This window comes from Sphingomonas sp. TX0543 (assembly GCF_048565505.1).
GTDB lineage: Bacteria > Pseudomonadota > Alphaproteobacteria > Sphingomonadales > Sphingomonadaceae > Sphingomonas.
On the sequence record NZ_JBLZUS010000002.1, the window covers coordinates 724,465 to 745,000 of the forward strand.

Sequence of the window (20,536 nt, forward strand, 5' to 3'; positions counted from 1 at the left end):
GGCCAGCTTACGCTCAACGCACCGTGAAGGTCACGCGGTCGACAATGCGCCCGGCCACGTCGACCAACGCCAGCTGGTGCTTGCCCGGCGCGGGAAAAATCAGCGGGGCAGCGTTCGGCGCACCCAGATCACGTGCGTCGAGTTGTAGCCGGTGCAGCGCTGTCGCACCGCTCACGGCGATCGCCAGCCGTTGCCGATCACGCGGAATATCCGGATCGAGCGCATAGACACTGCCTGATACCGGCGCGGCGATCCTTGGTCGTCGCGCTTCGGCCGGTGCGGTGTCGGCGCGGGCGAATGAGGTGCCGGCTACGAACCATTCTCGGCGCGGCTGCTCCCGTGTGCCGGCGAAGGTCACGCCACGGGCCTCAATTCCGGGCGGGGGCGCCGGCTCACGTCCGCCGCCGAGCGCCAGCATCACGTCGCGCCACACCGGCGCCGCGCCGCTGGTGCCGGAAACGGCGCGCATCGCATCCCCCTCGACATTGCCGACCCACACCGCAACCGTGAAGCGCGCCGAAAAACCGATGCACCAATTGTCACGCATTGCCTTCGATGTCCCGGTTTTCACGGCGGCCCAGAACGGCAGCCGGAGAGCTGAGTCGAGCCCGAACGTGCCGGCACGGGCGACCGGATCGGACAGCATATCGCTGACGATCCACGCCGCCTGCGGGGTCGTGATCGCGCGTGGCGCGACGCGCGGATCGTCCGCCCGCAGCCGAAGGGGTGACCAGCGGCCCGCCTGTTCCAGGCTGCGATAGCCGGCGGCCTGCTCCGCCAGCGTCACTTCTGCTGAACCTAGCGCTAGGCTGAAGCCATAATAGCCGCCATCCTCCACCAGCCCGCGATAGCCGGTATCCCACAATCGGTCGCGGAACGGGTCCACCCCGACCAGCAGCAACGTGCGCACCGCCGGGACGTTGAGCGAGCCCGCTAGTGCGGCGCGCGCTGAAACCGGCCCCTTGAACGCGCGGTCATAGTTTTGGGGGACATAAAGACCCGAGGCCGTGTCGAGCTGGACCGGCGAATCCTCCAGGATCGAGGCGGGGGTGAGATAGCCTTTCTCGATCGCCTGCGCGTACAGAAAAGGTTTCAGTGTCGATCCCGCCTGGCGATAGGCGTTGGCCGCATCCACGGCCGGCGCAGTGGAATTGCCGCCGATCCCGCCGACATAAGCGAGGATGTCTCCGCTGGCATTGTCCACCACGATCACCGCCCCGTCGCGCGCGCGGGTCGCGCCAAGCCCGAGCAACTGGCGACGCAGCGCGGCGATCGCGACACGTTGCACGGCGATGTCGAGCGTCGTGCGGATCTTGAGGCCCGGTCTGGTAAGCAGCCGATCGGCGAGATGCGGCGCAAGCCCCGGATCGAGCGCGAGGCTCCGTGCCGGGCCGAGCATCGAGGCGGCGAGCGCCTGAAAGCGCGCGCAGCGCCGCTCGCGCGCCAGCGCACAGGCGCGGTTCGCGACACGACCGGCGGGCGCCTGCGGATTGGGAAGCAGCGCGGCGAGCAGCAACGCATCGTCGCGGGTGAACGTCGCCGGCGTCTTCCCGAACAGGCCGAGCGCCGCGGCGCCAATCCCCTGCGCCTCGCCGCGGAATCCGGCCAGGTTGAGATAAGCTTCGAGTATCTGGTCGTGGCTCCAGCGCGCTCCTATCGCTCGTGCGGCGCGGATCTGGCGTAACTTGTCCAGCCAGCCACGCGCGCCGGGCCGCGCGAGATCGTGGGAGAGAAACCCCGCGAGTTGCATCGTCAGCGTGCTTGCGCCGCGCGGGTGCTTGCCGCTCAACCGATCGCGCAGCGCGCCGCCGAGCGCGAGCCAGTCCACCCCGGCATGATCCTCGAAGCGACGGTCCTCCGCCGCGATGGTCGTCGTGCGGACGACCGGGGCGATCTGTTCGAGCGGGGTCCATGCCAGCCGCCGGGTGGCGAAATCGACGCGCGAGGAATCGAGTAACGCGCCATTGCGGTCATAGAGCCACGCCTCCGACGGGTGCCACGCCGCGCGCACCTGCTCATAGCCGGGGAGCGGCGGCGGGCGCGTGAGCCAGTCCGCCAGCGCAAACAGCGTGGCCGCAAGCAGGATCACGATCACGGGCCATGCGCGCCGCCGCGGCTCGGCAGGCGCGAGGATGTCCGTCACCGCTGCACGACCACCACCGGCGCGTTGGGCACCGCGGCATGGATCGCCGGCGAATACATCGCCTCGACGCGGCTCGGCGGAAGCTGAAAGCGGCCCGCGCCGTTCAGCCGCAGCATGTACGACGCCTGGAAGCGCCCGCGCGGCACCCAGGCATAGAAGCCGCGCCATGCGGTATTGCCACGCTCGACATAGGCCGGGACGACGCCAGCCTGCACATCCCATAGCTTGCCGTCGCCATCGACCGCGCCGAATTTGACGCCGTCGCCGGCATTCGCCTGATCCGCGAGCAGCTTGGACTGGCCACCGAGATCACTGATGATCGTGCCGCCAGCCGGGATCGGATCGTCGAGCACTACCCAGTTTCGCTCGGCGGCGGCGTCCACCGTCAGCGTGATGCGCAGCACATCCCCGCGCGTGAGCTGCCCGGCGATGCGGCGCTGCACCACCTCCACCTTGCGCGAAAGGCGATATCCCGCCGAGAGCGGCTGGGCGAGGGGCACCGCCGCCTTCACCGATACGGTCGCCCACGGCCCTGCCCCGCCGGACTGGCGCAGCACCAGCGGCGTCTGCGTCATCGGCAGTGGCAGCGACGCCTGCCGCTTGTCGGCCGCCAGCGGCCAGGCGAAGCTGGCGGTGCGATTGCCGAGCGTCGCAACGGTCGTGCCGGCGATCGCGCTGGCGGGGTATAGCTGGGCGAAGCGTCGTACCGTCAATGCGCCCCACGCATTGGCGGTGGTGGTATCCCAGCGTCCGCGCGTCTGGCGAGAGGCGACGCCCACCATCATTTTCGCGCCTTCATCCTGCCAGCCCGGGCGGCCAAGAGTCGCCAGCAGCGCCTTGATCGATCCTTCATCCGCCGAAGACATCAGCCACCACGGGGCGTTCGACGCGTCCGACAGATCGAGCCGCGTGCCTTCATAGACCAGCCGGCTGCGCAACGCGTTTTCGCCCGCCCCGCGCAGCGCCTGCGCGTTGGCGAGGCCGGGGACCCGATCGAGCGCCATCAGATAATCGGCGAGGCTGGCGGTGGGCATTTCCGCGGGGGTGATCCCGATCTGTCCCAGCATCGCCGGGCCCGCCGCGCCGGCGCGCGCGAGCGCCGCGAACGCCGCGAGGCGCTGGAGCCGCACGTCGCCATATTCTTCGTGCCGCACACGCCCGTCCAGCACGGCGCGCAGCCCCTCGATCATCCGGCTTCGACTAGCCTCGGGGATCGGCAGCCCGGCCTCGCCGGCCATCGACAGCACATAGGCGGTCAGCGCCTCCGATCCGTTCAGGCTTTCGCTTGGCCAGTAGCGGAGCAGGCCGTCCGATGCCTGATAGGCCGGAATGTCGGCGGCAAGCCGCGTCCAGCCCGCCGTGTCGCCCAGCGCGACGATCCGGCTCATCTGCTGCTCGAAGCAGTTATAAGGGTAGGCCGCCATGAACGCGCGGACCCCGGCCATCGGCGGCGCGAGCGTATCGTCCAGCCGGATATCGACCGATCCCATGCCCCCGAGCGCACCTGCCGGTGCGCGGACCGGAATGCTGGTCTGCGCACCGACCCGCGCCAGCGTCGCGGCCCATACCTCCACGGGGACGGCGGGCACCACCTCCTGCGTTACGGTCACCTTGTCTGCGGCGCGGCCGTTACTGGCCGTCGCGCTTACCTGCCAGCGCAGCGTGCCGGCGACCGGTGGCGCGACGAGATTCCACGCGATCGGCGCCGCGCCGCCAGCGGGGATTGTCACGGTGAGCGGCCGGCCGGTCGCGATGCGCGGGGTGAGCGAAACCTCCGCCGTCACCGTCATCGGCTTGTCCGATCCGTTGCGCAGCGTGAAGCCAGCCGCATAGCTGTCCCCGGTGCGGACAACCGGCGGCAAGCCGGCATAGACCGACAGATCCTGCGCGCTGCGGATATTGGTGGCGCCCGCGCCGAAGCGGTCCGCGCCGTCGGTGGCGATCGCGACCAGCCGGAACGAGGTGAGCGCGTCATTGAGCGCAACGGGCACCACCGCGCGCCCGTTCGCGTCCAGCGCGACGCGGCCTTTCCACAGCAGCACCGGCTGGAAATTCTCGCGGTTGAGCGCGGTGGCATCACCCCCGCCGCCGCCGGCCTCCACCGCCTTGCGCCCGTAATGTCGCTTGCCCACCACTTGCATCTGCGCGGTGGCGGTGAGGACGGATAGGGGGCGATCGCCCATCATCGCGGTAAGCACGTCCCACGATTCGTTGGGCGCAAGCTGGAGCAGCGCCTGATCGACTGCGGCGAAGGCGACATCGGCGGTGCGCGCGGGCTTCCCGTCCGGCCCGCGCACCTGGATCGCCACCTGCGCGGTGTCGCGCGCGGCATAACGCTCGCGATCGGCCTTCACCGCCACGCCGAGCGTATGCGCTTCCCAGCCCACCTTCACCTTGGCGATGCCGAGCCGATACGCAGGCTTGGAGAGATCGACCAGCGCGGTCGGCTTGGGCGCTTCGTCGCGCGCGCCGAACAGGCTCTTGAACCAGCCCCACCAGCTTTGCGTTACGCGGCCGCGCACCGCCAGCACCGAAACGTAGACGTCCGGCGCATAGCTGCCCGGCATCTTCACCTCGACCACCGGGTCTTTTCCCGAAAGTTCGGTGACGAAACTGGAGAGCACGCCCTCGCGCTCCACCGTCACCAGCGCGGTGGCGTCGCGGAACGGCATCCGCACCTGGAAGCGCGCGGTATCCCCAGCCCTATAGGCGGGCTGCTCGGGCACGAGATCCATGCGATCGCCGTTATCGCCACCGAACCACCAGTCGTCATCGCCCGCCAGCCACACCGATTTCACCGCCCGGGCGACGTTCCCGTCCGCATCCGTAGTCGTTGCGACGGCATAGACCTCGCCCGAAATTCCCGGATCGGCGCCGCATTGCGCCAGCCCCTGTGCGTCGGTCGTGGCGGAGCAAGACGCGGACAGCTTGGTCGTTCGCATCTGATTGTCGTAGGCGTAGAAGCCGCCGATCAGCCGCCGCCGCGCCGTCAGAATCTGGCGACTGTAAAAGGCGACGCTTATCTTCTGCCCCTTGACCGGCTTGCCATCGGGATCGAGCGCCACGAAGCGCAGGCGCAGATCGTCCTGCTTCATCAGCCAGCCGTCGGTCTTTACGCCAAGCTGCACGCGTGAGGCGAAAACCGGGATGCTGCGCGACGCGGTGAGCGTCTGGCCGTTGGCATCCTGATAATCCATCTCGACGGTCATGTCGGTGGTGCCGTCAAGGTTCCGCGGAACATCGATCGCCTGTCGCCCGCTTCCGTCGCCGCCGAGCGTGGCGGGCAGCGTCTGTGTCGGCGGCAGGCTTGGCGCATCCTCCTCGCCGTCGCCGTTGAGCGCCCGCACGCCTTCCTGCACCGCGCGACCACCGAACGTATAGGCTTCGTATCCATCCGGGTTGGCGCGGCGCGCGAACCAGCCGACGCGCAGGTCCACCGGCAGGTTCGAGGCGCCACCGCCGGAGAGATAGCCGACGAACAGGTCGAGCGGCACCGTCTTTGGGCGCACGACCGCGCCTTTCGGCCCGCTCACGCTCGCGCGCATCGTGGGCAAACGATATTCGTCCAGCCGGAACGACTGGTTGGTATAGATCGTGCGATCACCCGCTATCACGCGCAGGTCGTAATCGCCCATCGGGGCGCCCTTCGGTGCGGTCCAGCTTGTCTCGCCGATCCCACGCGCGTCGATCGTCAGCGGAAGATCGAACTCGGTGTCCGATCCACGATGCGACAGGCGCAGCGTGCCGCTGAAGCCGGCCGGGATCACGAAGCCCGCGCCAACCGGGTGGCGGACGATATGTTTCATGTTGATCGTCTCGCCGGCGCGGACCAGCGCGCGATCGAAGACGGTGTGGAACACGTCGTCCGGCTTGGAATAGCCATAGGGCAGGTCAAAGTCATAAGGGCGGATGCCCTCGCCCCAGGATGTAAGGGTGAAGCTGAAATCGCCGTTCGCCCGCGCGGAAACCATCAGCGGATGCGCGGTCGAATTGTCGTTGCAGCTTCCGTAGGTTTCCGGCTCCGGCAGCCCGCCCTGCACCGTCACCACGCCGTTGCGATCTGAAGTGCCGCGAGCCAGCAGCGCGCCCGTGCAGCTATCGGTGATCGCCACCGCCGCATTGGCAACCGGCTTGCCGCTATCCAGCGCCGTGACCCAGGCCAGGCTGCGTTCCCGGCCCCATTTGAAATGCACCGCCATGTTGGTAACGAGCGCGGCGGCGGCGACGTAGCGCGGCGCGTCGCGCCCCAGCAGCGCACGGCCCAGCACGGGACTGGCGAGTTCGACGACATAGAAGCCCGGCTTGCCGAGCGGCAGGCCGACCACCTCGAAATCCTGCCCCTTGCCGGGCAGCGCGACCTTCAGCGGGGCGCCCTTGCCGGTGAGGATCGACGTGTCGCCGGTATGGTTGATTTCCACCCGATCCTTGCCGCGCGTGACCGTCTCATATCGGTTGTCGTCCGCCGATCCCACGCGCCGCAGCCAGCCCGCGATCTGCCCGTCATCGTCGGCGATGCGCTGGGATTGTCCGCCCACCGCGAGGTTGCGGCCCTGCAGCGCCGGTTCGACATTGCGCACCGTTACCGGGAGCACCCCGCCCTCCTTCGCCTCGATGATGCCGAACGGCGCGGCAAACTTCACCAGCGGCGGGGCGCGATCAAAGCGGACCTCAAGCGGGAAGCGCTCGGCGTTGGAAAGTGCGCGGCCGCTCTCGTCCTTAACCCCCTGCGGTAACTCCAGCTTCGCGGTGGTGGCGAAAGGGAGCGGCGCGGCGAAGGTGATATCGGCGATCGTCGCCTTCTTCTTGTCATCGGCGCTGAACGCAGGCGCGATCTGCTTGCCGTCGGGCAACGTGAAGCGGATCGCCTGCGCGGTGGACATCGGCACCGGCGCGGAGAAGCGGACATAGGCTTTCTCGACCGGGCTGCACCCGGCTTGCGCGTTCACGCGCGAGCATTCGAAGCGCGCGGCAAACGGCTTGCGCACGGTATAGTCGAAACGCTGATCGGTGCCGGCGATCTTGCCGCCTGCGCCGATGATGGCCGCGCCCCACAGCAGCGCCATGTCGCGCCCCGGCGGCAGGTTGCGGCGGCATTTCAGCGCCACAACCCCGACCATCGCGCGCTGGCGATCGGCGGGGGAGGCCTGCGCGAGATCGCCGGGCAGGCCCGCGCTCTCAAGGAAGCTGCGCACCTCCCAGCGATCCTTGCCCATCGCGCCGATGAGCTTCCCGGGCAGGTCGGCGGCAAGCACGTCGACGGGGATCTTCTCGCCGATGCCGTCCACCGCGCAATAGGCATGGGCCGCGACCGAGCGTGGATCGGGCGCCATATTGGCCGCGACCAGGAAGGTCTGGTCCTCCTCGATCTCGTCGCCGCCGCCCGATGGCAGCACGGCGCGCGCGACAGGGCCGCCGGCGTCCACCGTGAAGCTTTGCGTACCGGCAAGCGCATAGCCGGCGACGCTTTTCAGCCCATCCACCGTCTTGAAGCTGCATGTCGTGCCGCCCGGCAGCGGCTTTGCGAATTCATAGACCCAGGTCTGCTGATCCGCCCAGCGACCCTGACCCGCGACCGGGCATTGCGTGGCGGCGGGAGCGGCGGCGCGCGGATCGCCCAGCGGCGCCATCGGCTGGCTGAATCGCATCGTGAACCGCTCGATCGCCCCGTCGCCGATACCCGGCTGCGCCAGGATCACCCGCGGCGCATTGTCGCTGAGCGCCGCGACCGGCGCGATCGCCAGCGCGAGCACGGCAAGCTTGGCGGCGATCTTCATGCATACCCTCCCGAGACGCGCCGACGCTATCGGCGGGAGGCGCCCGAAGTCCAGCGGGAAACGTGCGGATCAGCTCAGCGGCGAAACCATTGCTTGCGCATGAAATAGACGATCGCGCCAACCGAGATCAGCACGCACACGGCCATGATAGCGTCGAACGACCACGGCTCGTGCGCATAAGGCAGGCCGTCGACATTCATGCCGTAGAGCCCGGTGATGAAAGTCAGCGGCAGGAATATCATCGCGGCTATCGCGATGATGAGGCTGCGGGTGTCGATCAGTTCCGCGCGCAGATCGGTCAGCGTCTCGTGGATCAGGCTGGCGCGTTCACGGATCGCCTCCAGTTCCTCCGCCATTCGCGCGGCGCGATCGGCGGCGGCCGCGACATGGGCGCGATCGTCGCCGTCGAGCCAGTCACCGGGAAGCTGCGCCATCTTCTCCAGTGCCGCGCGCTGCGGATTGAGGAAGCGGCGATAACCGATCGAGGTGATCCGCACGCGCGTCACCAGGCGTCGCAATTCGTAGACGCGGTCGGCGTCCAGCGCCTGTTCGCAATCATCGATGTCGTCGCCCAGCGCGGCCACGACCGGATCGAGATCGGCGGTAATCGCGGTGGCATAAGCAGTGATGAGATCGCCGGGATCGGTAACGCTGCCCTGCTTCACCGATTCCTCGACCGTATCGGTGGCGAGCAGATGCTTGCGCGTCACCGAGATGACGCGCCCTCGCGTTGCCCAGATGCGCACGGACGCGAGCAGATCGGACGAATCGAGGTCCTCCTCGGTGCGCCCGCGCAGATTGAGATAGGCGCCCGCATCATAGCCGTCGCAGCGCGGCCGCGTTTCCTGCGCGATCAGCGATTCCACGACATATTCGGGGAGCTTCGCCTGATCGCGCAACCACGCGGCGGCCTCAGCATTGGTGGCCGACAGATGCACCCATACGAAGCCGGCGGAGCAATCGAGCGCGTCCGCCACGGTAATGCGGCGCGGCTTGCCTTCATCGATACGATATCCGAATCCGCTCACAGCATCTCCACATCGACAGTCAGCCCGGCCGGCGCGTTCAACGGGGCGGCGGCACATTCGATCCGAATGGCATCGGCGCGCGCGCGATCGAGGATGGCGGGTGGCACGCCGGGGCGGTGGCTCACCAGATCGGCATTGGCGAGCGCACGCGCGTCGCGCAGCGTCAGGTCGTCGGGGTCGGCGGAGCGAAGCCGCAATCTGACGATCCCGCCGGTCAGGCGCTCTTCATCCGGTGGTCCTGCATCCGGGGTTACGCCATGATCGCGTAGCGGATCGAGCGCGCCGCCGGCCGCCAGTGCCGCGCCGATCGCACGCCGTCGGCTGGCCGCATCGGCATAACGACCGCGCCATGCCTCGCGCGCGGCGTGTAGCGCCGAAGCCAGCGGGCCGAGGTTAGCTGGCAACAGCGCCTCCAGCCGCTGACGTAGCGCCGCCGCCAGGCCGGCCGATGCGCCGCCGGTGCCGATCGCCACGATCACCGGCGCGCGATCGACGATGGCGGGCAGGGTGAAATCGCACAGCGCCGGCCGGTCGACCGCATTCACCAGAACGCCGCGCGCCTTGAGCCGCGCGACCGCCGCCTCATCGTCCACGACGATCGCTAACGATGCGGCGTGCGCCTCATCCACCACGATCGCGCCGGCGCGTTCAAGCAGGCGCCGCTTCGCCTCCGCCGTCTCGCCTTCGCCCACTAATATCACCGGCCGTCCCTTCAGCCGGACGAACAGGGGAAGGCTGTGCAGCGTCACAGCCAGTCCGGCACGCGCTCGGCCGCGAGGATCGTCTCGGCCGCGATGCGATCGGCGACGACGGTGTAGCGATCGCCATCGACCAGCACCTCGGGCACCAGCGCGCGGCTGTTGTAGGTGGAGGCCATAGTAGCGCCATAGGCGCCGGCAGTGCGGAATATGCCGAGATCGCCGCGCACGACGCGATCAATCTCGCGCGCCATCGCGAACGTGTCCCCCGTCTCGCAAACCGGACCGGCGATGTTCGCCATCATCGTCTCTCCGCTCGGGCGTACGGCGGCGAAATCGTGCCACGCATCGTACATCGCCGGGCGGGCAAGGTCGTTCATCGCCGCATCGACGATGACATAGGGATGGGCCACACCCGGCTTCACCCAGATCACCTCGGTCAGCAGGACGCCGGCATTGCCCGCGATCACCCGGCCCGGCTCGAACATCAGCTGGACATCCCAGCCGGCGGTCGCACGGGCGACCATGGCGCCATAATCCGCGGGCGGTGGCGGCGCATCGCCGGGCCGGTATGGCACGCCGAGGCCACCACCGAGATCGACGTGCGTGATCGCGTGACCGCGCGCGCGCAGCTCCGCCACGAGTTCGCCGACGCGGCGATAGGCGGCTTCCAGCGGCGCCAGATCGAAAAGCTGGCTGCCGATATGGATCGCGATGCCGCGCAGGTTCAGCCCATCCAGCGGGCCGAGCCGATCGAAGATCGCCGGCGCGAGATCGATCGGCACGCCGAACTTGTTCTCACGCTTCCCCGTGGAGATCTTCGCGTGCGTGCCGGCATCTACATCGGGATTGACGCGCAGCACGGCCGGGGCGGTCAGCCCGCGCGCGGCGGCGAGCGCGGCGAGCACCTCGCCTTCCTCCTCCAGCTCCAGATTGAACTGGCCGATCCCGGCCTCCAGGCCCTTCACCAACTCTGCATCGGTCTTCCCGACGCCAGAAAAGACGATGTCGTGCGCCGGCATTCCCGCCGCCAGCGCGCGTGCCATCTCCCCGCCCGAGACCACGTCCGCGCCATAACCTTCGTCCGCGAGCACGCGCAGCACGCCGATATTGGGGTTGGCCTTGATCGCATAGGCAAGGTGGATCCGCCCGGCCGGCTTCAAGCCTTCACGAAAAACCTGCGCGTGGCGGCGCAATGTCGCGGCGGAATAGACGTAGACGGGCGTGCCCACCTCCGCGGCGATCTTCGCCAGCGACACGCCTTCGCAATGCAGCGCGCCGTCGATCAGCGTGAAATGATCCATCAGCGCGGCGGCAGGTCGAACTGGTCCGACCGGCGGTCCATGGAATTGGTCAACAGCTCGTCGCCGCGCGCCGGGCGTTCCTGCGGAGTGGCGCGGATGAGCTGATTGCCCAGCGGTGGATCCTCGGTGCCATAGGGCGCGGGGGGCAGGCTCTCGCCCTTCGCGGGTTGCAGGCCGTGCGAGCGGCCGCACGCCGCGAGCACCAGCAGGAGCGCCGCAATCGCGGCTAATTCATATTTCGTCGATGCGCGCTTCATCGTCACTCTCCCCGCGCCGCACAGATGGCGGCGCGTACATTGGCTGGCGCGGTGCCGCCGAAGCTGGTCCGGCTCGCGACGGACGCATCCACGGACAGCACCGAATAAATGCGATCATCGATCCGCGCGTCGATCGCGCGCAGATCGGCGAGCGGCACCTTGTCCAGCGTCACGCCAAGCGCTTCGGCGCGGGCGACCGCGCGGCCGGTGATGTGGTGCGCCTCGCGGAACGGCACGTCGGCCTCGCGCACCAGCCAGTCGGCCAGATCGGTGGCGGTGGCGAAGCCGCTCTCCGCCAGCGCGCGCATCCGATCGGTGCGGAAGGTGGCGCTCGCTATCATTCCGGTCATCGCCGCGATGCTGAGGCCGAGCAGGTCGTGGCATTCGAACACCGGCGGTTTATCGTCCTGCATGTCCTTCGAATAGGCGAGCGGGAGGCCTTTCATCGTGACCATCAGACTGACGAGGCAGCCGGTGATCCGGCCGGCATGGCCGCGCACCAGCTCGGCCGCGTCTGGGTTGCGCTTCTGCGGCATGATCGAGCTGCCGGTAGACCATTGATCGCTCAAGCTGACGAAGCCGAACGGCTGCGATGCCCACAGCACGAATTCCTCCGCAAGCCTCGACAAGTGCAGCGAGCATTGCGCGGCGCAGGTGAGATATTCGATCGCGAAATCCCGATCCGAAACCGCGTCGAGCGAATTGCGGGTCGGCCCGTCGAAACCAAGCGCCGCCGCCGTCGCTTGGCGATCGAGCGGGAAGCTCGTGCCGGCTAGTGCCGCCGAGCCGAGCGGGCAGAGGTTCATCCGCGCGCGCGCATCCTGGAAGCGCGAGCCATCGCGGGCGATCATCTCGTGATAAGCCATCAGGTGATGGCCGAGCGTCACCGGCTGTGCGGACTGCAGATGGGTGAAGCCGGGCATGACGTCGCCCGCATGCTGTTCCGCCCGCGCCAGCAGCGCCGCATCGAGCGCATCGAGGGCCGCCAGCGTCTGATCGATCGCATCCCGCACCCAGAGGCGGAAATCGGTCGCGACCTGATCGTTGCGGCTGCGGGCGGTGTGCAGCCGCCCCGCGACCGGGCCGATCGCGTCGGCGAGCCGCGCCTCGGTGAGCATATGGATGTCTTCGAGCGTCAGATCGTCGGGCACGCCGTTCTCGGCATAATCGGCCGCCACCCTGTCCAGCCCGGACGAGATCGTCGCGGCGTCCTCCGCCGCCACCACGCCCTGCTCGGCGAGCATCGCGACATGCGCCTGCGACGCGGCGATATCTTGTTGCCACATCCGCTTGTCGAACGGGATCGAGGCGTTAATCTCACGCATCACCGCAGCCGGGCCTTCGGCGAAACGCCCGCCCCACATCTGATTGGAACCGCTCATGGCTTCGCGTTCGGCGATCGTCTTTCTCCTCGGGCTGGCATTCACCGCCGGCGGCTGCGATAGGCAAAGCCCAGGCAGCGGGCAAGCGACCGCAGCGGCGGATAATGCGATTGCACCCGACGAGGTGGTCGCCACCAAGCCCGCGCAGGGCAAGGCGGGCGCGGTCGATCGCGCCCAGCACGGCACGGCGGCGATCAACGCTGCGTTCACCGGGCCAGATGGGAAGCTGGCGAAGCTTGCGGATTTTCGCGGCAAACCGGTGCTGCTGAACCTGTGGGCGACATGGTGCGCGCCGTGCGTGAAGGAGTTGCCCAGCCTCGACGCGCTGGCCGCGCGGTCCGGCGATCGGGTAAAGGTGGTCGCGGTCAGCCAGGATATGGACCAGGCGAAAGTGGCCCCGTTCGTCACCGCACGGCGGCTGCATCGGATTCAGCCCTATACCGATCCTCAGATGAACCTCAGCCTTGGCTACCGCGTAAACCTGCCGACGACGATCCTGTTCGATTCGAAGGGGCGCGAGGTCTGGCGCGTCTCCGGTGCGATGGACTGGGCTTCGCCGGAAGCGCGCAAGCTGATCCAAGAGGCGCTTTGATCGCAAGCGCCGGGAAGCGCGCGGGCGCACATTGGGGCATGGCGGCTGACATGAGCAAAACCCTGTCGGGCAATACGATTGTCACCCCGGTCGGCGAACTACGGCTGGTCGGGGACGACGACGCACTCGTCGCGATCCTGTGGCAGGATGACGATCCCGCGCGCGTGCCGCTGCCCGCCACCGTGGACGCGCCCGGGCACCCCGTGCTGGCGAACGCCGAACGCCAGCTCACCGAGTATTTCGCCGGAAAACGCCGCGCGTTCGATTTGCCGCTGCGGTTCGGTGGCACGGATTTTCAGCGGGCGGTATGGATGGCGCTGCTGACCATTCCGTTCGGCGAGACATCCAGTTACGGCGCTATCGCCCGCGCTCTCGGCCGTCCCGGCGCGGCGCGGGCCGTTGGCGCGGCCAACGGGCGCAACCCGCTCTCGATCGTTGCGCCATGTCATCGTGTGATCGGGGCGGGCGGCGCGCTGACGGGATTCGCTGGTGGCCTCGCCGCCAAGCAGGCGCTTCTCGAGCTTGAGCGCCGCGTAAACGGGCAGGCGATCTAAGCGGGGAGCCAATGGCATGGCCCGATCGTTGGGTAAGATAACGCCCAAGCAAGAGTCTCGCCGATGCGTCTTGAAATCGCTTATGTGTTGCTCGCCCTTTTCGTGATCGGCCTGGCGACTGCACTGGTACTGTTTATCCGCCATCGGCGTCGCGAGCGTGAACGCATCTGGGGGCGGCGCAAAAACCAGCGTTGATGCGCCAATCCGCTTGTCGCGCGCCGCATACTATCCGGTATAGCGCGCGCATGAGCTTGCTGATTGCCCAGGAACACGTTTTGCGCGACCTCGCGTCGCGGGCGCGGCTGCGCCACCTCGCACCGCGCATGGGGCGGGATTTTTCGTCGAATGACTATCTCGGGCTTGCCGACTCGCCGCGTTTGCGCGCGGCGGTAGTGGCGGCGCTTGAACGCGGCGTTGCTGTGGGGGCGGGCGGATCGCGCCTGCTGCGCGGCAACGACGCCGAGCATGAAGCGCTCGAGGCGGAGGCGGCGGCCTTCTTCGGCAGCGAAGCCGCCCTGTTTTTCTCTAGCGGCTTCACCGCCAACGAAACCCTGTTCTCCACGCTCCCGCAGCGCGGCGATCTGGTCGTGCATGATGCGTTGATTCACGCGAGCGCGCACGAAGGAATGCGGATCGGGCGGGCGGACCATGTCGGCGCTGCGCACAACGATGCTGGCGCGTTCGAAGACGCGATTACCCGCTGGCGCCGCGGTGGCGGGATGGGGCGAGCCTGGATCGCGGTCGAGAGCCTGTACAGCATGGACGGGGATCGTGCGCCGCTTGAGGAACTGTTCGCCGTCGCGGAACGGCACGAGGCGATGCTGCTGATCGACGAGGCGCATGCCACCGGCGTCTTCGGCGAACAAGGCCGCGGGCTGGCGACCAATCTGGAAGGCCGGGAACAGGTCATCACCTTGCGAACCTGCGGCAAGGCGATGGGCTGCGAGGGCGCGCTGCTCTGCGGCCCCCGCGTGATGCGCGATTTCCTCGTCAATCGCGGGCGCGGCTTCATCTTCTCCACCGCGCCGTCGCCGCTGATGGCGAGCGCCGCGCGTGAGAGCCTGCGGATTCTGGCGGACGAACCGGAGCGGCGCGCAAGACTGGTGCGGCTGATCGCGTTCGCCGAAGCAGCGCTGGCGCCCCACGGGACGGCGCCGACAGGCTCGCAGATCCTGCCGCTGGTGATAGGTGAGGATGCAAAGACGATGGCGCTCGCCGCCGGGTTGCAGAAGGCAGGGTTCGACGTGCGCGGCATTCGTCCGCCGACCGTTCCCGCCGGTACGGCGCGGCTGCGCATCTCGATCACGCTCAATGTGGGCGAGGAAGATATCGTCGCACTGGCCGAGCGAATTGGGAGTTTGCGCGCATGAAGCATCCAAGGATCATCATCACCGGCACCGATACCGATGTCGGGAAAACCGTTTTCGCCGCCGCGCTGACGGGGGCGCTCGGTGCTCATTACTGGAAGCCGGTTCAGGCGGGCGTCGAACCGCGCGGCGACCGGGAAAGCGTCGCCGAGCTTGCTGGCGTGGCAGCGGCACAAATCCTGCCCGAGTCATACCGCCTGAGCACGCCTTGCTCGCCCCACCGCGCGGCGGAGATCGATGGCGTCACGGTCGATCCCGCGCGGCTCGCACTGCCCGATGTGGAAGGGCCGCTGGTAGTGGAGGGGGCCGGTGGCGTCATGGTGCCCGTGGCCCGCGATCTGCTGTTCGCCGATCTCTTCGCGCGCTGGAATGCGCCGGTGGTGATCGTCGCGCGCACTGCGCTCGGCACGATCAATCACAGCCTGCTCTCGATCGAGGCGCTCCGGCGGCGCGGCGTCCCGATTCTTGGCATGGCCTTCGTGGGGGAGGAGCAGCCCGATTCAGAGACGACGATCGCGCAGATCGGCGCGGTTCGGCGGCTAGGCCGGCTTCCGCTGCTCGATCGGCTTGACGCCGGCACTTTGGCGCGCGCTTTCGCCGCTCATTTCGACGTGGGCGATTTCCGTTGACGGGCTCGCCGGTCTGGCATCCGTTCACGCAGCACGGTCTGGGCGAGCCTACCCCGCTCGTCACCCGCGCGCACGGAGCGGCGTTATATACGCGCGATGGCCGGCGGATCATCGACGGCATCTCTTCGTGGTGGGTGACCACCCACGGCCATTGCAATCCGAAGATCATGGCGGCGATCGCGGCGCAGACCGAGCGGCTCGATCAGATTATCTTCGCCGGCTGGACGCATGAGCCGGCCGAGACGCTGGCGAACGGGCTCACCGCGATCATGCCACCCGCGCTGACCCGCGTCTTCTATTCGGATTCGGGATCGACGAGTGTGGAGGTGGCGCTGAAGATGGCGCTCGGCTTCTGGGCCAATCGCGGGGAGCCACGCAATCGCATCCTGGTGATGCAGCACAGCTATCATGGCGATACGATCGGGGCGATGTCGGTCGGTGAGCGCGGCGTGTACAACGCGGTCTATTCCCAGCTGCTGTTCGATGTCGGCACGCTGCCGTTTCCCGCCGCCGGCGCTGAACAAGGGACGCTGGACGCGCTCGACGCGGCCTGTCGCGACGCCCCTGCCGCGCTGATCGTCGAGCCGTTGCTGCTCGGCGCGGGCGGGATGCTGATCTATCCGCCGTGGGTGCTGGCAGAAATGCGTGCGATCTGCGCGCGCCACGGCGTTCTTTTCATCGCGGACGAGGTGATGACCGCCTGGGGCCGCACCGGCAGCTTGCTGGCATGTGAGCAGGCGGGGGTGGTGCCCGATATCCTGTGCCTGTCGAAAGGGCTGACGGGCGGGGCGATCCCGCTCGCGGTGACGATGGCGACGGAGGCGATCTTCGAGGCGCACCTGTCGCCGGATCGGGCGCGAATGTTCTTCCACTCGTCCAGCTACACGGCCAATCCGATCGCCTGCGCCGCCGCCAACGCCAATCTGGCGATCTGGCGCGACGAGCCGGTACAAGATCGTATCGACGACCTCGCGGCCCGACAGGCAGCGCGGCTGGCGGGCCTGACCGGCCGTGCCGGCGTCGCCAATCCGCGCGCGATCGGCACGATTGCCGCGATCGACGTGATCGATTCGCGCGGTGGCGGCTATCTCTCGCATTTTGGGCCGCGCCTGCTCCGGCTCTTCCGCGAGAGCGACCTGCTGCTCCGTCCGCTCGGCAATACGATCTATGTCATGCCGCCGTATTGCATCGACGACCGCGATCTCGATCTCCTGTACGCCGGGATCGCCAATGCTCTGGACGATATCGCGCGCGGCGGTTGACAGTCATCGTCAGAGATCGCGCGCAACACATCGGAAGCCGATGTGGCTGGTCGCCGAGTCGATCGATTGCGGATGGCGCGCGGCAGGGCGATAGCGTTGGCAGTAATTCGCGGCGCACAGGTGCGATCCACCCTTGAGCACTTTTTGCACGATCCGATCCTGCGAGACGGCGGGGTGATGACTGACGCGCCGACGTGCGCCACGCGGTTGACGCGCGGGTGCGCAACAGCGCGCCTTCGTGCCAGCGGCGGGCGAAGGCTGGGCATATTGATCGGCCGTCCATTCCCAAACGTTGCCGATCATGTCCCACAGCCCATACGCATTGGGCGGAAAGCTGCGCACGGGCGATGTCCGCTCATATCCGTCGAGCAACTGGTTGGCGAAGGGGAACAGCCCCTGCCAGTAATTCGCCAGCATCGCCCCGCCCGGCGCAAGTTCGTCGCCCCACGCATAATCCGCGCCGTCGAGGCCGCCGCGCGCGGCGTATTCCCACTCCGCCTCGGTCGGCAGCGACTTGCCTGCCCATGCGGCATAGGCTTCCGCATCGGCATAGGCGACATGGATGACCGGGTGATCCTCCAGCCCGACGATCGAGCTTTCCGGTCCGAGCGGCCGGCGCCAGTTGGCGCCGAAGCAGAATTCCCACCACTGGCCAGGGTCGTTCAGATCGACCGGGCCGGAGGTGCGGCGAAAAACCGGAGAGCCAGGCCGCGCCATTGCCGGGTCCATGCCGGGATAGTCGCGCGGATCCGGCGCGTTCTCGGCCAGAGTGACGTAGCCGGTCTCCGAGACGAAACGAGCGAAGTCGGCGTTGGTGACCGGCGTTTCGTCGATCCAGAACCGATCGACCCGCATCGGCCGGGCCGGCGCCTCTTCGGGATAGTGGCGATCCGATCCCATCATGAAGCGCCCGCCGTCCAACAGGCGCATATTCTCGCGGTTAGCAGCCAATAGTCACGCTCCGTCTGACGAGCAGACAAACTCCGATGATGACACCGGCAGAACCGGACACGGACTTGCGTCATGCGTCAAGCGCGATGGTCGGCCGCGCCATTGCCGGGCGAATACTGTTTGGCGGAAAGACGACAGCCCCGTCCTTGCCGCCCATAGCCCATAGCCCATAGCCCGTGGCCGATCCGCTCGTCGTCGCAGGTCGGCGCCCGCAGCCAGAGGTCCGATGCAGAGGTCCGATGCTGTCGATCCTGGCGAAACCGCTGACCGAATCGACGCGGTTGCCCGCGCACTCAATGCCGGATGAGAGCGATCAATTCCGCGATCGTTTCGCGGGCGAAGGCGAGCAGCGCTGCTCCATAGACCGCCGCGCCGATCGCGACCAGCACGCCGAGATGCGGCATCGGCGCCAGTGGCGGCAATTTCTCATCGACGATCCATACCGTCGCGGCCATTGCGGAGGCGGCGGCGAGCGGCGGGGCGATCGCGCGCGCGACACGTGCAGGGCTGGCGCCGATCACCGGTAGCGATCGCCAGCAGGTGAACCCGAGATAGATTGGATAGGCGCAGATCCACGCCCATCCCAGCCCGACCGGGCCCCAGCGCACCGCGATCATGAAGGCAGTTGCCAGAATGACCGCGCCGGTCGCGCCGTTGCGCACGCCGATCCCCGGCCGCCCCAGCGCGTCGCACGCCGGCGAGAATAGCACCTGCAGCGTCATGAAAGGCATCGCGCAGGCAAGCAGGCGCACCACTGGGACAGCTTCTGCCCATTTATCGCCCAGCATGGTCAGGACAAGCGGCTCGGCCGTTATCGCCAGCCCGAAATAGAACGGCAGCGCGACCAGCATAATGACGCGGACCGCCTTCAGGAACGCTGCGGCCGTCGCATCCGCATCGTGCTGGATACGGGCATAGGCCGAAAAGGCCACCTCGTTCAGCGGCGGGACAAACTTGGAAACGAAGATCTGCGTCAGGAACAGGCTGGTTGTGTAGATGCCGAGCATGTGCGGCGTGAAATGCCGGCCGCCGATGAACACGTCGGCCTGGCTTTGCAGAAACCAGAACAGCTGGCTCGCCGCCATTACTCCACCGAAGCGCGCAAGCCCCCCCGCGCCGCGGAAATTGAACGATGGCCATACCAACACGCGCGCCGCGACCGTCATCCCGATCGCGCGAGTGAAGAACAACGCCATCGGCGCGAACACCAGCGTCCATACTCCCCAACCGGCCAGTGCGCCGGCGAGCGCGGTGCTGGCGCTGGCGATCGAGGCGATCATGTTGACTTTCGCCTGGCGCCGGAAGTCCATCTCGCGACTAAGCAGGGCATAAGGAAGCGCGATGAACGGCGTTGCTATATAGAGCAGGCTTTGCACTCGCAGCAGCGTCGCGACCTGTGGTTGTCGATAATAGTCGGCAGCCAGCGGCGCGATCGCCAGCTGTATGATTCCGAGCGTCAGATTCAGCGCGATCAGCATGCCGAAAAGCTGGCGCACCTCGTGGTGCGTTATGGTTTGCCGCTGCACCAGGCCGCTCGCCAATCCATAGCCGTTGAGCATGTTAAGGAACACGAGCAAGACGCCGGTCATCGCATAAAGGCCATAATCGTGCGGGCTGAGGATGCGGATCACGAGGAAGGTCGCGGCCCACTGCACAAGCTGCGCCAGAATCTGGCTCCCGGAGCGCCAGATCACGGCGTTTCTTACCTGCCGCGAGAGCGATTCCGCTGGTTCATTCGGTTGATTCGCCGTGGCATCCATCGATGCGGGCTTAGCCTTGCCGCCTTCACAGTGCGTTAAAACCCGCGGAATCCGGCGATTTCGTCGATGACGGACATAAAATTGCAAAAAGTGTTTGACGAGTTGGTGTGGTGGGGCCTAGAGGGGTTTCACCGACGGGGTGGCCATTTGGTTTGCTTTGTTGGTCACCGGAAATCAGGCGCTATGGCCGCCCCGAGGAAAAGGGGTTGGGCAGGGCGTCGGTTTTTGTCGGCTCTTTGACATTGTTGGTTTAGATGAAGGGACATGTGGGCGGCGGCTCCGGGTCCGATGGCCTCAAGGCGTCGGTAGCTCGGTTAAAGCCAAGCCTAGCTTGCATGTCTTTTGTTACTTATCCACAGTAAATTGATGTGCAGGATAGGCTCCTTGAGATGATCTGGGCTGTCGTGGTTATTCCACTGCGATGGTTTGGAGGCATAAACTTGAGAGTTTGATCATGGCTCAGAATGAACGCTGGCGGCATGCCTAACACATGCAAGTCGAACGAAGCCTTCGGGCTTAGTGGCGCACGGGTGCGTAACGCGTGGGAATCTGCCCCTGGGTTCGGAATAACAGTTGGAAACGACTGCTAATACCGGATGATGACGTAAGTCCAAAGATTTATCGCCCAGGGATGAGCCCGCGTAGGATTAGCTAGTTGGTGAGGTAAAGGCTCACCAAGGCGACGATCCTTAGCTGGTCTGAGAGGATGATCAGCCACACTGGGACTGAGACACGGCCCAGACTCCTACGGGAGGCAGCAGTGGGGAATATTGGACAATGGGCGAAAGCCTGATCCAGCAATGCCGCGTGAGTGATGAAGGCCTTAGGGTTGTAA

The 20,536-nt window shown here is 67.2% G+C and carries 15 protein-coding genes and 1 rRNA gene (1 of these 16 cut by a window edge); 7 read left to right on the plus strand and 9 right to left on the minus strand.

Annotation, left to right across the window (positions count from 1 at the left end):
* Window positions 1–13 precede the first annotated feature (13 nt).
* The 7 genes from pbpC to argH form a co-directional block, all read right to left on the minus strand.
* Window positions 14–2,143 (minus strand): penicillin-binding protein 1C, encoded by a 2,130-nt coding sequence (pbpC, locus tag ACM61V_RS04155; protein WP_419713816.1) that lies wholly within the window; start codon window positions 2,141–2,143, stop codon window positions 14–16.
* A complete protein-coding gene (locus tag ACM61V_RS04160) occupies window positions 2,140–7,917 on the minus strand; it encodes an alpha-2-macroglobulin family protein (protein WP_137788229.1) in 5,778 nt (1,925 codons plus the stop codon). Before ACM61V_RS04160 ends, pbpC begins: the two co-directional genes overlap by 4 nt.
* A gap of 74 nt (window positions 7,918–7,991) precedes the next feature.
* Window positions 7,992–8,945, minus strand: a complete 954-nt coding sequence (locus ACM61V_RS04165; protein WP_137788228.1) for a CorA family divalent cation transporter — start codon at window positions 8,943–8,945, stop codon at window positions 7,992–7,994.
* Window positions 8,942–9,694: a precorrin-2 dehydrogenase/sirohydrochlorin ferrochelatase family protein gene (locus tag ACM61V_RS04170; protein ID WP_249341730.1), complete on the minus strand. Its 753-nt coding sequence runs from the start codon at window positions 9,692–9,694 to the stop codon at window positions 8,942–8,944. Before ACM61V_RS04170 ends, ACM61V_RS04165 begins: the two co-directional genes overlap by 4 nt.
* Window positions 9,691–10,947, minus strand: a complete 1,257-nt coding sequence (lysA, locus tag ACM61V_RS04175) for a diaminopimelate decarboxylase (protein WP_137788227.1) — start codon at window positions 10,945–10,947, stop codon at window positions 9,691–9,693. Before lysA ends, ACM61V_RS04170 begins: the two co-directional genes overlap by 4 nt.
* A complete protein-coding gene (locus ACM61V_RS04180; RefSeq protein WP_137788226.1) occupies window positions 10,947–11,204 on the minus strand; it encodes a hypothetical protein in 258 nt (85 codons plus the stop codon). The genes lysA and ACM61V_RS04180 overlap by 1 nt, the downstream gene beginning before the upstream one ends.
* A 2-nt stretch (window positions 11,205–11,206) precedes the next feature.
* Window positions 11,207–12,568: an argininosuccinate lyase gene (argH, locus tag ACM61V_RS04185; RefSeq protein ID WP_137788252.1), complete on the minus strand. Its 1,362-nt coding sequence runs from the start codon at window positions 12,566–12,568 to the stop codon at window positions 11,207–11,209.
* A gap of 16 nt (window positions 12,569–12,584) precedes the next feature.
* Here argH and ACM61V_RS04190 point away from each other — a divergent pair, with 16 nt between their 5' ends.
* From ACM61V_RS04190 to ACM61V_RS04215, 6 genes are all read left to right on the plus strand, one after another.
* Entirely contained in the window at window positions 12,585–13,178 is a 594-nt protein-coding gene (locus ACM61V_RS04190) for a TlpA family protein disulfide reductase (protein ID WP_137788225.1), read from the plus strand.
* Between the two features lie 50 nt (window positions 13,179–13,228).
* On the plus strand, window positions 13,229–13,732 hold the full coding sequence (locus ACM61V_RS04195; protein WP_137788224.1) for a methylated-DNA--[protein]-cysteine S-methyltransferase: 504 nt from the start codon (window positions 13,229–13,231) through the stop codon (window positions 13,730–13,732).
* Window positions 13,733–13,795: 63 nt separating this feature from the next.
* A complete protein-coding gene (locus ACM61V_RS04200; protein ID WP_283214579.1) occupies window positions 13,796–13,927 on the plus strand; it encodes a hypothetical protein in 132 nt (43 codons plus the stop codon).
* 50 nt (window positions 13,928–13,977) lie between these two features.
* Window positions 13,978–15,102 carry an 8-amino-7-oxononanoate synthase gene (locus tag ACM61V_RS04205; protein WP_137788223.1) on the plus strand — a complete coding sequence of 375 codons (1,125 nt, stop codon included), beginning with the start codon at window positions 13,978–13,980 and terminating at the stop codon, window positions 15,100–15,102.
* The gene (gene bioD / locus ACM61V_RS04210; protein ID WP_137788222.1) at window positions 15,099–15,728 is read left to right on the plus strand and encodes a dethiobiotin synthase; all 630 of its coding nucleotides are present in this window, start codon (window positions 15,099–15,101) and stop codon (window positions 15,726–15,728) included. The genes ACM61V_RS04205 and bioD overlap by 4 nt, the downstream gene beginning before the upstream one ends.
* Window positions 15,725–16,990, plus strand: a complete 1,266-nt coding sequence (locus ACM61V_RS04215) for an adenosylmethionine--8-amino-7-oxononanoate transaminase (protein WP_137788221.1) — start codon at window positions 15,725–15,727, stop codon at window positions 16,988–16,990. Before bioD ends, ACM61V_RS04215 begins: the two co-directional genes overlap by 4 nt.
* Before the next feature lie 9 nt (window positions 16,991–16,999).
* Here the strand turns inward: ACM61V_RS04215 and ACM61V_RS04220 are convergent, their stop codons facing one another.
* Window positions 17,000–17,920 (minus strand): formylglycine-generating enzyme family protein, encoded by a 921-nt coding sequence (locus ACM61V_RS04220; RefSeq protein ID WP_137788220.1) that lies wholly within the window; start codon window positions 17,918–17,920, stop codon window positions 17,000–17,002.
* 314 nt (window positions 17,921–18,234) lie between these two features.
* On the minus strand, window positions 18,235–19,701 hold the full coding sequence (locus tag ACM61V_RS04225; RefSeq protein ID WP_137788219.1) for a lipopolysaccharide biosynthesis protein: 1,467 nt from the start codon (window positions 19,699–19,701) through the stop codon (window positions 18,235–18,237).
* 436 nt (window positions 19,702–20,137) lie between these two features.
* Here ACM61V_RS04225 and ACM61V_RS04230 point away from each other — a divergent pair.
* Window positions 20,138–20,536: ribosomal RNA gene (locus ACM61V_RS04230) — 16S ribosomal RNA — on the plus strand (it continues 1,088 nt past the right edge of the window).

What these genes read in the sequence shown, in the direction of transcription:
- ACM61V_RS04205 (WP_137788223.1), top strand. Translation starts at nt 13,978, where the DNA reads ATGAGCTTGCTGATTGCCCAGGAACACGTTTTGCGCGACCTCGCGTCG.
- lysA (WP_137788227.1), bottom strand. Translation starts at nt 10,947, where the DNA reads ATGGATCATTTCACGCTGATCGACGGCGCGCTGCATTGCGAAGGCGTG.
- ACM61V_RS04190 (WP_137788225.1), top strand. Translation starts at nt 12,585, where the DNA reads ATGGCTTCGCGTTCGGCGATCGTCTTTCTCCTCGGGCTGGCATTCACC.
- ACM61V_RS04220 (WP_137788220.1), bottom strand. Translation starts at nt 17,920, where the DNA reads ATGCGCCTGTTGGACGGCGGGCGCTTCATGATGGGATCGGATCGCCAC.
- ACM61V_RS04160 (WP_137788229.1), bottom strand. Translation starts at nt 7,917, where the DNA reads ATGAAGATCGCCGCCAAGCTTGCCGTGCTCGCGCTGGCGATCGCGCCG.
- ACM61V_RS04200 (WP_283214579.1), top strand. Translation starts at nt 13,796, where the DNA reads ATGCGTCTTGAAATCGCTTATGTGTTGCTCGCCCTTTTCGTGATCGGC.
- bioD (WP_137788222.1), top strand. Translation starts at nt 15,099, where the DNA reads ATGAAGCATCCAAGGATCATCATCACCGGCACCGATACCGATGTCGGG.
- ACM61V_RS04180 (WP_137788226.1), bottom strand. Translation starts at nt 11,204, where the DNA reads ATGAAGCGCGCATCGACGAAATATGAATTAGCCGCGATTGCGGCGCTC.
- argH (WP_137788252.1), bottom strand. Translation starts at nt 12,568, where the DNA reads ATGTGGGGCGGGCGTTTCGCCGAAGGCCCGGCTGCGGTGATGCGTGAG.
- ACM61V_RS04195 (WP_137788224.1), top strand. Translation starts at nt 13,229, where the DNA reads ATGAGCAAAACCCTGTCGGGCAATACGATTGTCACCCCGGTCGGCGAA.
- ACM61V_RS04225 (WP_137788219.1), bottom strand. Translation starts at nt 19,701, where the DNA reads ATGGATGCCACGGCGAATCAACCGAATGAACCAGCGGAATCGCTCTCG.